12 protein-coding genes are annotated in these 12,902 nt (G+C 56.8%); 3 read left to right on the forward strand and 9 right to left on the reverse strand.

Features of this window, described 5'->3' with window-relative positions:
* Positions 1–4: 4 nt before the first annotated feature.
* A complete protein-coding gene (lplA, locus tag A3466_RS11955; RefSeq protein ID WP_063450720.1) occupies positions 5–1,021 on the forward strand; it encodes a lipoate--protein ligase LplA in 1,017 nt (338 codons plus the stop codon).
* An 84-nt stretch (positions 1,022–1,105) separates the two neighbouring features.
* On the opposite strand, the gene deoD is transcribed toward lplA, so the two are convergent.
* The 4 genes from deoD to deoC form a co-directional block, all read right to left on the reverse strand.
* Positions 1,106–1,825 carry a purine-nucleoside phosphorylase gene (deoD, locus tag A3466_RS11960; protein ID WP_003856538.1) on the reverse strand — a complete coding sequence of 240 codons (720 nt, stop codon included), beginning with the start codon at positions 1,823–1,825 and terminating at the stop codon, positions 1,106–1,108.
* 125 nt (positions 1,826–1,950) lie between these two features.
* Complete coding sequence (deoB, locus tag A3466_RS11965; protein WP_063450721.1) at positions 1,951–3,174, reverse strand: phosphopentomutase; 1,224 nt, start codon at positions 3,172–3,174, stop codon at positions 1,951–1,953.
* A 53-nt stretch (positions 3,175–3,227) separates the two neighbouring features.
* Positions 3,228–4,550 carry a thymidine phosphorylase gene (deoA, locus tag A3466_RS11970; RefSeq protein ID WP_063450970.1) on the reverse strand — a complete coding sequence of 441 codons (1,323 nt, stop codon included), beginning with the start codon at positions 4,548–4,550 and terminating at the stop codon, positions 3,228–3,230.
* 109 nt (positions 4,551–4,659) lie between these two features.
* Positions 4,660–5,439: a deoxyribose-phosphate aldolase gene (deoC, locus tag A3466_RS11975; protein ID WP_063450722.1), complete on the reverse strand. Its 780-nt coding sequence runs from the start codon at positions 5,437–5,439 to the stop codon at positions 4,660–4,662.
* A 263-nt stretch (positions 5,440–5,702) separates the two neighbouring features.
* Here deoC and A3466_RS11980 point away from each other — a divergent pair, with 263 nt between their 5' ends.
* Positions 5,703–7,238, forward strand: coding sequence for a YjjI family glycine radical enzyme (locus A3466_RS11980; protein WP_063450723.1), 1,536 nt, complete (start codon positions 5,703–5,705; stop codon positions 7,236–7,238).
* Positions 7,213–8,073, forward strand: a complete 861-nt coding sequence (locus A3466_RS11985; protein ID WP_063450724.1) for a YjjW family glycine radical enzyme activase — start codon at positions 7,213–7,215, stop codon at positions 8,071–8,073. Before A3466_RS11980 ends, A3466_RS11985 begins: the two co-directional genes overlap by 26 nt.
* On the opposite strand, the gene A3466_RS11990 is transcribed toward A3466_RS11985, so the two are convergent.
* From A3466_RS11990 to prfC, 5 genes are all read right to left on the reverse strand, one after another.
* Positions 8,068–8,850: a TatD family hydrolase gene (locus A3466_RS11990; RefSeq protein ID WP_063450725.1), complete on the reverse strand. Its 783-nt coding sequence runs from the start codon at positions 8,848–8,850 to the stop codon at positions 8,068–8,070. The two genes, A3466_RS11985 and A3466_RS11990, sit on opposite strands and share 6 nt — an antisense overlap.
* Positions 8,847–9,899: a patatin-like phospholipase family protein gene (locus A3466_RS11995; RefSeq protein ID WP_063450726.1), complete on the reverse strand. Its 1,053-nt coding sequence runs from the start codon at positions 9,897–9,899 to the stop codon at positions 8,847–8,849. The genes A3466_RS11990 and A3466_RS11995 overlap by 4 nt, the downstream gene beginning before the upstream one ends.
* Before the next feature lie 122 nt (positions 9,900–10,021).
* Positions 10,022–10,183, reverse strand: coding sequence for a DUF1328 domain-containing protein (locus A3466_RS12000; RefSeq protein WP_003856556.1), 162 nt, complete (start codon positions 10,181–10,183; stop codon positions 10,022–10,024).
* A gap of 127 nt (positions 10,184–10,310) precedes the next feature.
* Positions 10,311–10,928, reverse strand: a complete 618-nt coding sequence (gene osmY / locus A3466_RS12005) for a molecular chaperone OsmY (protein ID WP_063450727.1) — start codon at positions 10,926–10,928, stop codon at positions 10,311–10,313.
* Positions 10,929–11,232: 304 nt separating this feature from the next.
* A complete protein-coding gene (prfC, locus tag A3466_RS12010; protein ID WP_063450728.1) occupies positions 11,233–12,822 on the reverse strand; it encodes a peptide chain release factor 3 in 1,590 nt (529 codons plus the stop codon).
* Positions 12,823–12,902 lie beyond the last annotated feature (80 nt).

Consider the following 12,902-nt stretch of genomic DNA (forward strand, 5'->3'; position numbering starts at 1 on the left):
TGCCATGACGACGTTACGCCTGCTTATCTCTGACTCTTACGATCCCTGGTTTAACCTGGCGGTGGAAGAGTGCATCTTCCGCCAGATGCCCGCCACCCAGCGCGTGCTGTTTCTCTGGCGCAACGCCGATACGGTCGTCATTGGCCGCGCGCAAAACCCCTGGAAAGAGTGTAACACCCGCCGTATGGAAGAGGACAACGTCCGCCTGGCCCGCCGCAGCAGCGGCGGTGGCGCAGTGTTTCACGATCTGGGCAATACCTGCTTTACCTTTATGGCGGGCAAGCCGGAATACGATAAAACCATCTCGACCTCTATTGTCCTCAACGCGCTCAATGCGCTCGGCGTGAAGGCCGAAGCCTCCGGACGTAACGATCTGGTCGTGAAAACGCCCGAGGGCAATCGGAAAGTGTCAGGCTCCGCCTACCGCGAAACCCCGGATCGCGGATTCCACCACGGTACCCTGCTGCTGAACGCCGACCTGAGCCGTCTGGCAAACTACCTCAACCCGGACAAGAAAAAGCTCCAGGCGAAAGGGATCACCTCCGTACGCGGTCGCGTGACGAATCTGGTGGAACTGCTGCCGGGCATTACCCACAAGCAAATTTGCGATGCGATCCGTGAAGCCTTCTTTGAGCATTACGGCGAGCGCGTGGAGGCGGAAGTGATTTCGCCGGATAAGACCCCCGACCTGCCCAACTTCGCTGAAACCTTTGCCCGCCAGAGCAGCTGGGAGTGGAACTTCGGCCAGGCACCGGCGTTTTCACACCTGCTGGACGAGCGCTTCACCTGGGGCGGCGTGGAGCTGCACTTTGACGTGGAAAAAGGTCATATCTCCCGTACGCAAGTGTTTACCGATAGCCTGAATCCGGCACCGCTGGAGGCGCTGGCGGCACGTTTGCAGGGCTGTTTGTACCGGGCGGATATGCTGCAACAGGAGTGTGACGCGTTACTTGTTGATTTCCCGGAACAGGAACAAGAGTTGCGGGACTTATCAGCATGGATTGCGCAGGCAGTACGCTAGTAAAAAAGCCCGCTGGCGCTGCGCTTAGCGGGCCTGCAAAACGTAGGCCGGGTCAGGCGAAGCCGCCACCCGGCACAACAGCTCTTACTCTTTATCGCCCAGCAGAACGGATTCCAGCGCGATTTTGATCATGTCGTTGAAGGTGGTCTGACGCTCGGCAGCGGTGGTCTGCTCGTGAGTACGGATGTGGTCAGACACGGTGCAGATGGTCAGCGCTTTCGCACCAAACTCAGCCGCCACGCCGTAGATACCCGCCGCTTCCATTTCCACGCCCAGGATGCCGTATTTTTCCATCACATCAAACATGTCGCCTTCTGGCGAGTAGAACAGATCGGCAGAGAACAGGTTGCCCACGCGCGCGTCAACGCCCAGCGCTTTTGCCGCGTCAACCGCGTTACGCACCATGTCAAAGTCAGCGATTGCCGCAAAGTCATGATCCTTAAAGCGGATGCGGTTAACTTTAGAGTCGGTACATGCGCCCATGCCGATCACCACGTCACGCAGCTTAACGTCCATACGCACCGCACCGCAGGAGCCTACGCGGATGATTTTCTTCACGCCGAAATCGGTGATCAGCTCTTTGGTGTAGATGGAGCAGGACGGGATACCCATGCCGTGGCCCATAACGGAGATTTTGCGGCCTTTATAGGTACCGGTGAAGCCCAGCATGCCGCGAACGTTGTTCACTTCACGCACGTCTTCGAGGAAGGTTTCTGCAATGTGCTTCGCGCGCAGCGGGTCGCCCGGCATCAATACGACGTCAGCGAAATCACCCATTTCTGCATTAATGTGAGGAGTTGCCATCTTCAGTTCCTTTTACATTGTTGTTTTTGCCGGGTGGCGGCTACGCTTTACCCGGCCTACATTCTGTTCTCCCTCTCCCTGTGGGAGAGGGCCGGGGTGAGGGCATCAGGCCGCACCCAATCCGTTTAGAACATAGCCTTGCCATATTCCATGTCAGACGTACCAAAGTATTTCGCAATCGTCTGGCCGATGTCCGCGAAGGTTTCACGGTGCCCCAGCGAACCCGGTTTTACTTTCGGGCCGTACACCAGCACCGGAATGTGCTCGCGGGTGTGGTCAGTACCGGTCCAGGTTGGGTCACAGCCGTGGTCGGCGGTCAGGATCAGAATGTCATTTTCTCCCACCAGCTCCATCAGCTCTGGCAGACGGCGGTCGAACAGCTCCAGGCCTGCCGCATAACCGGCTACATCGCGACGATGGCCCCAGGAGGAGTCGAAGTCCACGAAGTTGGTGAAGACAATGGTCTTATCGCCCGCTTCTTTCATCTCTTTGATGGTGGCGTCGAACAGCGCATCCAGACCGGTCGCTTTGACCTTTTTGGTAATGCCGCAGTTGGCGTAAATATCCGCGATTTTACCCACGGAAACAACCTGACCGCCTTTCTCGTCGACGAGCTTTTGCAGCACGGTAGGTGCCGGTGGCTCAACGGCCAGGTCGTGACGGTTACCGGTACGCTGGAAGTTACCCGCTTTGTCGCCGATAAACGGACGTGCGATCACGCGGCCAATGTTGTAGCCGCCTTCGGTCAGCTCTTCACGGGCGATTTCGCACAGCTCGTAGAGTTTATCCAGGCCAAACGTCTCTTCGTGGCAGGCAATCTGGAACACGGAGTCAGCAGAGGTGTAGAAAATCGGCTTGCCGGTTTTCATGTGCTCTTCGCCGAGCTGATCCAGAATCACGGTGCCGGAAGAGTGGCAGTTACCGAGGTAGCCCGGCAGGTTGGCACGCTTCACCAGCTTATCGAGCAGCTCCTGCGGGAAGCTGTTCTCGTGATCGGAGAAGTAACCCCAGTCGAACAGCACCGGCACACCGGCAATTTCCCAGTGGCCGGACGGGGTATCTTTCCCGGAAGAGAGCTCGTGCGCCCAGGCGTAGGCGCCCACCACTTCCGCGTTACCGTCCATACCAGCTGCGATTTTACCGGTAGAGCCTTCATGCGCTTTTACCAGCCCGAGGCGGGTCAGATTAGGTAGAGTCAGAGGGCCTTTACGACCGTTATCCGCTTCGCCTTTTGCACAGGCTTCCGCGATGTGACCCAGGGTATCGGAACCCACGTCACCAAAACGTTCTGCATCTTCGGTTGCGCCGATGCCGAATGAGTCCAGCACCATAATAAATGCACGTTTCATAATTGTTCTCCGTACTTAGTGCTTCATAAAAATGCGATCAGATCAGTATACCGCTATTCAGTGATACGACGATAGACCGTCGGTGTGGTTTCCGGTGCTTTATCGTCAAGAGATATTGCCGCTTTCACCGCTTTCGCCGCGTCCTGCCAGCTGGCTTCGTCCTTCGCGTGGATCACCGCCAGCGGACGTTGACCGTCAACGCTGTCGCCCAGACGGGCCATATCGGTAAAGCCGACGCTGTAATCAATGGTGTCCGATGCCTGACGACGACCGCCGCCCATAGACACGACAGCCATGCCGAGCGCGCGGGTGTCCATGGCGGAGACAAAACCTTCGCTGTCCGCGTAGACCGCCTTGCTGAGCATCGCGGTTGGCAGGTATTTCGCATAGTTTTCCACGAAGTCGGTCGGGCCTTTCTGCGCCGCCACCATACGGCCAAAGATCTCCGCCGCTTTGCCGTTATCAAGCACCGCCTGAAGCTTCGCGCGGGCTTCCGCATCGTCTTTGGCCAGCTTGCCGGAAATCAGCATCTCCACGCACAGCGCCATGGTGACGTCGAACAGGCGCGGGTTGCGGTATTCACCCGTCAGGAACTGCACGGCCTCGCGCACTTCAACCGCGTTACCGGCGCTGGACGCCAGCACCTGGTTCATGTCGGTCAGCAGCGCGGTGGTGCGCACGCCTGCGCCGTTGGAGACGCCAACGATCGCTTCGGCAAGCTGAGCAGAGAGTTCATAGGTCGGCATAAACGCGCCGCTGCCCACCTTCACGTCCATCACCAGCGCGTCCAGCCCTTCCGCCAGTTTTTTGGCGAGGATAGAGGCGGTGATCAGCGGAATGGAGTCTACGGTGGCGGTAATATCGCGCGTCGCGTAAAAACGCTTGTCTGCCGGCGCAAGAGAGCTGGTCTGGCCGATAATCGCCACGCCAACGTCTTTAATAATGTCGCGGAAGCGATTGTCATCCGGGAAGATATCGAAGCCCGGAATGGCTTCCAGTTTGTCGAGCGTACCGCCGGTGTGGCCCAGGCCGCGCCCGGAGATCATGGGAACGTAACCGCCGCAGGCTGCCACCATAGGGCCGAGCATCAGCGAAGTCACATCCCCCACGCCGCCGGTGGAGTGTTTGTCCACAATCGGGCCGTTGAGGTTGAGGCTTTTCCAGTCCAGAACGGTTCCTGAATCTCGCATCGCCATGGTCAGCGACACGCGCTCAGGCATCGACATATCGTGGAAGAAAATGGTCATCGCCAGGGCAGCAATCTGCCCTTCTGAGACGGTGTTGTCACGAATGCCGTTGATGAAGAAGCGGATCTCTTCGTCGCTTAAAGCAAGACCATCACGTTTTTTACGAATAATTTCTTGTGCGAGAAACACGGTAACCTCCATGCGGAATCGGGGGAGTTGTGGCGGGTGGCGCTACGCTTACCCGCCCTACGATCCTGTGGGCCGGATAAGCGAAGCGTCATCCGGCATTGTCTGGCAATCAGTAGCTGCTTGCGCTCTTACCGTCGCCGTGACCCAGCGCCTTCAGCAGGCTGGCCAGCAGGCTGGACGCGCCGAAGCGGTAGTGGCGGGAGTCAGCCCACTCAGCGCCAAACAGTTCGTCGGCAATCGCCAGGAACTGCTGCGCGTCTTCGGCGGTACGTACGCCGCCCGCAGGTTTGAAGCCAACGGTTTTGGATACGCCCATATCGCGAATGACTTCCATCATGATGCGCGCGCTTTCCGGCGTGGCGTTGACGGGCACTTTACCGGTAGAGGTTTTGATGAAATCTGCGCCAGCGTTGATGGAGATTTCAGATGCTTTACGAATCAGCGCTTCTTCTTTTAGCTCGCCGGTTTCGATGATCACTTTCAGCAGCACGTTTGCCGCCGCACAGGCGTCTTTACAGGCTTTCACCAGGTCAAAGCCAACCTGCTCGTTGCCGGCAATCAGCGCGCGGTACGGGAAGACCACGTCAACTTCGTCTGCGCCGTAGGCAATCGCCGCGCGGGTTTCCGCCAGCGCAATCTCAATGTCGTCATTGCCGTGCGGGAAGTTAGTCACGGTTGCAATGCGCACGTCCGGCGTGCCCTGCTCTTTCAGCGTTTTGCGGGCAATCGGGATAAAGCGCGGGTAGATACAAACGGCGGCGGTGTTACCCACTGGCGTTTTCGCCTGATGGCACAGGGCGATGACTTTTTCATTAGTGTCGTCATCGTTCAGGGTGGTCAGGTCCATCAGCTTCAACGCGCGCAGGCTGCTTGCAGTTAAATCGGTCATAACATTCTCCAACGGCAGTGCCGTATCAATTTTACCTTGCGGGTCTGTGAGTATTCTAACATTCACCCGCCTCTACACTTCGACATTCATCACAGTTAATGAAAACTGTGTGCAAATTTGCATTACTGTAATGAGATCTTCTTCAAATTTTCATGCGTCAACCGCTGACTAAAGCAGCGATACCCCCTGTCGGATCAAAAGCGCCAACGGGCTGGCTTTCTACAATTCGTTCACCATCCGCAGAACCCTCAAGGAAGTTGAACATGCCCGACGCCCTGCAACAACGATGCCAGCACATTGTGACAAGCCCGGTGTTAACCCCGGAACAAAAACGTCATTTTCTGGCGCTGGAAGCGGAAAACAATCTGCCCTATCCCGCTCTGCCAGAGGCGGCACGCGCCGCGCTGGATGAGGGATTTATCTGCGACATGTTCGAAGGCCATGCGCCTTACAAACCGCGCTACGTGCTGCCGGATTACGCTAAATTCCTGGCTAACGGTTCAGAATGGCTGGAGCTGGAAGGGGCGAACGATCTGGATGATGCCCTCTCGCTGCTCACTATCCTTTACCACCACGTTCCGTCCGTCACGTCCATGCCGGTCTATCTGGGCCAGCTTGATGAAATCCTCAGCCCTTATGTTAAAATTCTAACACAGGATGAAATCGATAGCCGAATAAAACGTTTCTGGCGCTATCTGGACCGCACCCTGCCAGACGCCTTTATGCATGCCAATATCGGCCCGGCGGATACGCCCGTCACCCGCGCCATTCTGCGCGCAGATGCTGAACTGAAGCAGGTTGCACCGAATTTGACCTTTATCTACGACCCGGACGTTACCCCCGACGATTTGCTGCTGAGCGTGGCGAAAAACATTTGTGAGTGCAGCAAGCCGCATATTTCCAACGGTCCGGTAAATGATAAAATTTTCACAAAAGGTCGCTATGGCGTGGTGAGCTGTTACAACTCCCTGCCGCTCGCGGGCGGCGGCAGCACGCTGGTGCGCCTTAACCTGAAAGCGATCGCGGAGCACAGCCACTCCCCGGAAGACTTTTTCACCCGTACCCTGCCCCACTACTGTCAGCAGCAAATCGCAATAATCGATGCGCGCTGCGATTTTTTATATGAGCAGTCCGGCTTCTTTGAGAATAGCTTCCTGGTGAAAGAGGGGCTGATTGATGCCGATCGTTTTGTGCCGATGTTTGGCATGTACGGCCTGGCCGAAGCGGTGAACGTGCTGTGCGAGAAAGCAGGCATAGCGGGACGGTACGGTAAAAGCGAGCAGGCCAATGCGCTGGGCTACCGCATCAGTGAACAGCTTGCGGCGTTTGTTGAAAACACGCCGGTGAAACACGGCTGGCAGCATCGCGCAATGCTGCATGCCCAGTCAGGCATCAGCTCCGATTCGGGCACCACGCCGGGGGCGCGTCTGCCGTACGGTGACGAGCCGGATCCCATCAGCCACCTGCTCGCCGTAGCGCCGCACCATAAACACTATCACTCGGGGATCAGCGATATTCTTACCCTGGATGAGACAGTCAAACGCAATCCTCAGGCGGTGGTGCAGCTGTGCCTGGGGGCGTTCAATGCCGGTATGCGTGAGTTCACCGCGAATGTGGCCGGAAACGACCTGGTACGCGTTACCGGGTATATGGTTCGCTTGTCGGATCTGGAGAAATACCGCGAGGAAGGATCGCGCACCAACACTACCTGGCTCGGCGAGGAGGCCGCGCGCAATACCCGTATTCTGGAACGTCAGCCGCGCGTGATTAGCCATGAACAGCAGATGCGCTTTAGTTAGTCAGGTCATCCCCTTCTCCTGCGTGGACGGACCGGGTAGCCGCCTGGCGCTGTTCCTCCAGGGCTGTAACCTGCGCTGCAAAACCTGCCACAATCCGTGGACGATAGGGCGCTGCAACGACTGCGGCGAGTGCGTTCCTCACTGCCCTCATGACGCGCTGACTCTTCAGGCCGGGCGCGTCTGGTGGCAGGAGAGTCACTGTCAGCAGTGCGACACCTGTCTGCACCTGTGTCCGCAGCAGGCGACGCCGATGGCGCAGCGCTACAGCGTCGAGGAGATCCTCGCCCGGGTCCGCACATCCGCGCCTTTTATCGAGGGCGTGACCGTCAGCGGGGGTGAAGCCACCACACAGCTGCCGTTTGTGGTGGCGCTGTTCACCGCGATCAAAGCCGATCCGTCCCTGCGCCATCTGACGTGCCTGGTAGACAGCAACGGCCTGTTAAGCGAAACCGGCTGGCAAAAGCTGCTACCGGTGTTTGACGGCGCGATGGTGGATCTGAAAGCCTGGGGCAATGAGCATCACCGTTTTCTGACCGGGCGCGAAAATCCGCTGATCAAGCAGAGCATACGCTGGCTGGCCGATCGTCATCGCCTGACGGAGCTGCGCCTGCTGGCGATCCCCGATCGGTGTGATTATCTGCAACATCTGCCATCGCTGACCGCTTTTATCCACTCCTTAGGGAAGGTTCCGGTGCGGATCAACGCGTTTCATGCCCATGGTGTTTACGGGGAGGCGGCACGATGGCGGAGCGCCACGCCGGAGGACGTCGAGCCGCTGGTGCGGGCGCTGGAGCAGCAGCACATTACGGTGATCCGCCCGGCCCTTTATCTATAGCGTGATGCCAAAGACCGCGCGCGTATTTTCCAGCAGCGCGCCGGCAATCACCTCTTCAGGCTCCTGACGCAGTTCACACAGCACGTCAAAAACGCGCGCCGCCTGCTCCGGGCGGTTGGGCTGGCCCTGAAAACCATTCAGCGGCATGTCAGGCGCATCCGTTTCCAGCAGGAGCGAAGACAGGGGGAGTTGCGCCATCACGTCGCGGGTTTTGCTGGCTCGCGGATAGGTGATGGTGCCGCCGACGCCAATCTTATAGCCCAGCCCGATAAAACGCTGCGCCTGCTGAAGGCTGCCGGCGAAACCGTGGACCACGCCCGTGCGCGGCAAATCGATGCGCTTCAGGTGCATCGCCAGTTTGTCATGGGTACGTCTGGAGTGGAGGATCACCGGCAGATCGTGGCGCTTTGCCAGCCGGAGCTGCGCATCCAGGATCGTCTGCTGGCGTTCAAACTGCGGATCTTCACGATAGAGATCGAGGCCGATCTCTCCGATGGCAACCAGCTTCTTATCTGCGTTTTGCAGCGTGGCATCCAGCCTGTCGATATGTTCATCAAGATGGTGCTCAATCACGATCGGATGCAGACCCAGCGCGGCGTACAGCGCATCGTGAACGCGGGCAAGTTCCAGGACGTTCTCAAATCTCGCCGCCTCAATAGCCGGGACAATAATGGCCCTCACGCCGGCCTGAGCCGCGCGCGCGATACTTACTGCTTCCTCACCGCTAAACGGGGGAAAATCAAAGTGGCAATGGGTATCGATAAAGCAGTGCGTCACGCCAGATCCTCGTTATCGAGTAGGCTATCGTTGGCCTGCGGCGCATCCACCAGCGGCATCGCCACCGCGTCATTGGCCACAACGGCGGGCGGCAATATGATGCTTTTATGCCGATGAAGAGGCGGTTGCTCGGCCAGCATTTTCCCGACGGTCGCCAGGAAGTAACGCCCGCACAGCCGCCCCGTTTTGTAGTCCATACGCAACGCAGGCAGCCGGCTGCCCAGCGCCATGCTCAGCAGCGGCTTAGGCGGATAAATTTCAAAGATGCGCAGCTTGCCCGGGGGTTTTTCAATAAAGCGCTGCATCGCGCCGTAGGTCGTTTCATGCTGCTTTGCGATATTTACCAGCGGTTGCAGGCTGCTGTCGCCCAGCCAGCGTTCCATACGCTTAAACCACTGTGGGGTGTAATACATCTGCGAAGGCACCGTGCGGATCACCACAATGGTGTTCGCCCCGCGCCGCGCCGCCTCCTGTACCGGCACCGCGTCGCTAATACCGCCATCAAGATAGCTGATCCCCTCAAGCAGCGCGCCGGTGCGGTAGAAACCGGGGATCGCGCTGGAGGCGCGGATGATATCCAGCCAGTTCTCTTTCTGCGGCGAAAAGTAACCCGGCGAATAGTCGTCGCCGCGGCTGGCGCACATCCAGAACTCTTTTCCGGTATCGAACAGTCGTGAAGCGGTATCCATGGCCAGCGGCATCTGGCTGGAGGTGGTATCCAGCAGCCAGTCGAGATCGATCAGGTTCCCGCCGCGCACGAAACGTACCGGGTTGAAGAACGCTTTGGAGGTGGTGTAGCGCATAATCACTTTGCGCGCATAGCCGGGCTGGTTACAGACATAGGCAGAGAGATTCTGCGCCCCGGCAGAGGTGCCGAAATAGAGATCGAACGGGTTAAACTCAGCGCGCATAAATTCGTCCAGCACACCTGCTGTGAAAATACCGCGTTGTCCGCCCCCTTCACAGACCAGCGCAAGCTGGCCTGCATAGAATGGTTTTAACGTCAGCGGCGCAATATTGCCGAGCGTCACGGGAATTCGCTGCCCCACCTCTGCCTTCCTGTTTTCATTATTAAGTTCAGACACAGTAACGCAGATCCCTGCCGGTTCTCAAACGAGAAAAAGCCAGTCACGAGGACTGGCTTGAGTTTGTTTAATGAATATTGCGTTTGCTACGGGCGACGTCGACCCGTAAACAGGCTCACCAGGAACAGAATAATACCGACGACGAAGACAATTTTCGCTGCCCATGCCGCGGTACCCGCCAGTCCACCAAAGCCCAATGCGGCGGCAATTAACGCGATAACCAGAAATATAATGCCCCAACGAAACATAAGCCTCTCCTTTACCATAGTTAATGTCGGCCGCTAAACGTGAGCGCTCAGGCCACTCACCGGCGTTTTTCCAGAGTCGTTTTTATTTCGCCCGCGGCTTTAAGCCAGACGGGCGAGTGGTGCTGCTTTACTTCGTTTTCAGATCATTTTTAACGCTTTTCACACCATCAATCGCTTTCGCAATTGATTCAGCACGATCGCTTTGTGCCTGGTTCTCAACCGTACCGGACAGCTGGACCACACCATCGGTGGTTTCAACTTTCACCATACGGGATGGCACGATGTCGTCCGCTAACAGTTTAGCTTTGATTTCGCTGGTAGTTGCTGCATCTCCGGCATAACCCTTCACCGAAGACTCTTTGCTGTCACGTACGTGCAGTTTGTCGCTGACGGAGCTTACGCCCTCAACGCCTTTGGCCACTTTAACGGCCTCTTCGGCCTGGGTCTGGCTTTCAACGAAACCGCTCAGGGTGACAACCTTGTTGTCGGTTTTAACAGAAATATCGGTGCTCTTAATGGATTCATGATCCACCAGTGCGGCTTTCACTTTTGCTGTGATAGAGCTGTCATCCATGAAATTACCGACTTTATTCATAGAGCTATCGATTTTTTCCCCTGCGGTATTGGCGGTATTTTGCGCTTTATCCATGGTGCTGGTTTCCGCCAGAGCAGAACCGCTTACCAGGACACTACCCAACGTTACAGCCAGCAGAGTTTTAGAAATCTTCAGTCTTGTCATATTCATCGATTTATTCCTGTGTTTTGCCCGTTATTTGGGCGACATACTTCCCTAAATCTTGGTTTTATATATTGCGAATTAACACACGGGCGAAATGGAGAACCAGTGGACATGCATTGAACAGTTAATTCATCCATGCCCGGTGCTAAACACTGAGTTAAATATAGATCACAATTACGGGGGTGCATTCAGAATTGGGGAAAAAACGAACGAATAGCGAAAAATTGCGTTGAATTAAGAACATTCCGCAAGGGTTTAATAACACAGGAATTAAAGAAGAGCACGGCGGCTGCCGTGCTCTGAGAGGGAATTAATGCTCGCGCGTTTTGCGGAACTGAACGTCAGGATAACGTTCCTGCGTCAGGTTCAGGTTCACCATGGTTGGGGCGATATAGGTCAGATTATCGCCGCCATCCAGCGCCAGCTGAACTTCGTTCTTACGCTTAAATTCTTCGAATTTCTTCACGTCTGAACACTCAACCCAGCGCGCGGTCGCCACGTTCACCGATTCGTAAATCGCTTCCACGTTGTACTCGCTCTTAAGACGGGCAACCACCACGTCAAACTGAAGCACACCCACCGCGCCCACGATCAGATCGTTGTTGGCGATTGGGCGGAACACCTGTACAGCCCCCTCTTCGGAAAGCTGAACCAGGCCTTTCAGCAGCTGCTTCTGCTTCAGCGGATCGCGCAGGCGAATGCGGCGGAACAGTTCCGGCGCGAAGTTCGGGATACCGGTGAACTTCATCATTTCGCCCTGCGTGAAGGTATCGCCAATCTGAATGGTACCGTGGTTGTGCAAACCAATGATATCGCCCGGATAGGCTTCTTCCACGTGCGAACGGTCGCCCGCCATGAAGGTCAGCGCGTCGGAGATCACTACGTCTTTGCCGATACGCACCTGACGCAGCTTCATGCCCTTCTCGTATTTACCGGACACTACGCGCATAAAGGCGACGCGGTCGCGGTGTTTCGGGTCCATGTTGGCCTGAATTTTAAAGACGAAGCCGGAGAACTTCTCTTCCTTCGCTTCGACTTCACGGGTATCGGTTTTGCGCGGCATCGGCTGCGGGGCCCACTCAACCAGACCGTCAAGCATATGGTCAACGCCGAAGTTGCCGAGGGCGGTACCGAAGAAGACCGGGGTAATTTCACCGCTCAGGAACAGCTCTCTGTCGAACTCGTGAGAGGCGCCTTGCACCAGCTCCAGCTCATCGCGCAGCTGGGCGGCCAGCTCTTCACCGACGGCGGCGTCCAGCTCCGGGTTGTCCAGACCTTTTACAATACGGACTTCCTGAATGGTGTGGCCCTTACCGGTCTGGTACAGGTAGGTTTCGTCTTTATAGAGGTGATAAACCCCTTTGAACAGCTTGCCGCAGCCAATCGGCCAGGTGATGGGCGCGCAGGCGATCTTCAGCTCGTTTTCCACTTCATCCATCAGCTCCATCGGATCACGGATGTCACGGTCAAGTTTGTTCATAAAGGTGAGGATCGGCGTATCGCGCAGACGGGTCACTTCCATCAGCTTGCGGGTACGATCTTCAACACCTTTCGCGGCGTCGATCACCATCAGGCAGCAGTCCACCGCCGTCAGGGTACGGTAGGTATCTTCGGAGAAGTCTTCGTGCCCCGGGGTGTCCAGCAGGTTCACCAGGCAGTCGTGATACGGGAACTGCATCACGGAGGTGGTAATCGAAATACCACGCTGCTTTTCCATCTCCATCCAGTCAGATTTTGCATGCTGGCTGGAGCCACGGCCTTTAACGGTACCCGCGGTCTGGATCGCCTGTCCGAACAGCAACACCTTCTCGGTGATGGTCGTTTTACCGGCATCCGGGTGCGAGATAATGGCAAAAGTGCGGCGTTTGGCCACCTCTTGCAGATAAGGAGACAACGTCATAATCAATTCTTCTTAGGTAGGCGCGGCAGCAGGCCGCGCATCATGGAATACGAAAAATGCGGCTATTTTACCCATCAACA

Source organism: Enterobacter genomosp. S (genome assembly GCF_001631805.1).
In the GTDB taxonomy this organism is placed as follows: Bacteria; Pseudomonadota; Gammaproteobacteria; order Enterobacterales; family Enterobacteriaceae; genus Enterobacter; species Enterobacter quasihormaechei.

Excerpts from the sequence above, each read along its gene's own strand:
- deoB (WP_063450721.1), bottom strand. The coding sequence starts at position 3,174 with ATGAAACGTGCATTTATTATGGTGCTGGACTCATTCGGCATCGGCGCA.
- deoC (WP_063450722.1), bottom strand. The coding sequence starts at position 5,439 with ATGACCGATTTAACTGCAAGCAGCCTGCGCGCGTTGAAGCTGATGGAC.
- lplA (WP_063450720.1), top strand. The coding sequence starts at position 5 with ATGACGACGTTACGCCTGCTTATCTCTGACTCTTACGATCCCTGGTTT.
- A3466_RS11980 (WP_063450723.1), top strand. The coding sequence starts at position 5,703 with ATGCCCGACGCCCTGCAACAACGATGCCAGCACATTGTGACAAGCCCG.
- A3466_RS12000 (WP_003856556.1), bottom strand. The coding sequence starts at position 10,183 with ATGTTTCGTTGGGGCATTATATTTCTGGTTATCGCGTTAATTGCCGCC.
- deoD (WP_003856538.1), bottom strand. The coding sequence starts at position 1,825 with ATGGCAACTCCTCACATTAATGCAGAAATGGGTGATTTCGCTGACGTC.
- prfC (WP_063450728.1), bottom strand. The coding sequence starts at position 12,822 with ATGACGTTGTCTCCTTATCTGCAAGAGGTGGCCAAACGCCGCACTTTT.
- A3466_RS11985 (WP_063450724.1), top strand. The coding sequence starts at position 7,213 with ATGAACAGCAGATGCGCTTTAGTTAGTCAGGTCATCCCCTTCTCCTGC.
- osmY (WP_063450727.1), bottom strand. The coding sequence starts at position 10,928 with ATGAATATGACAAGACTGAAGATTTCTAAAACTCTGCTGGCTGTAACG.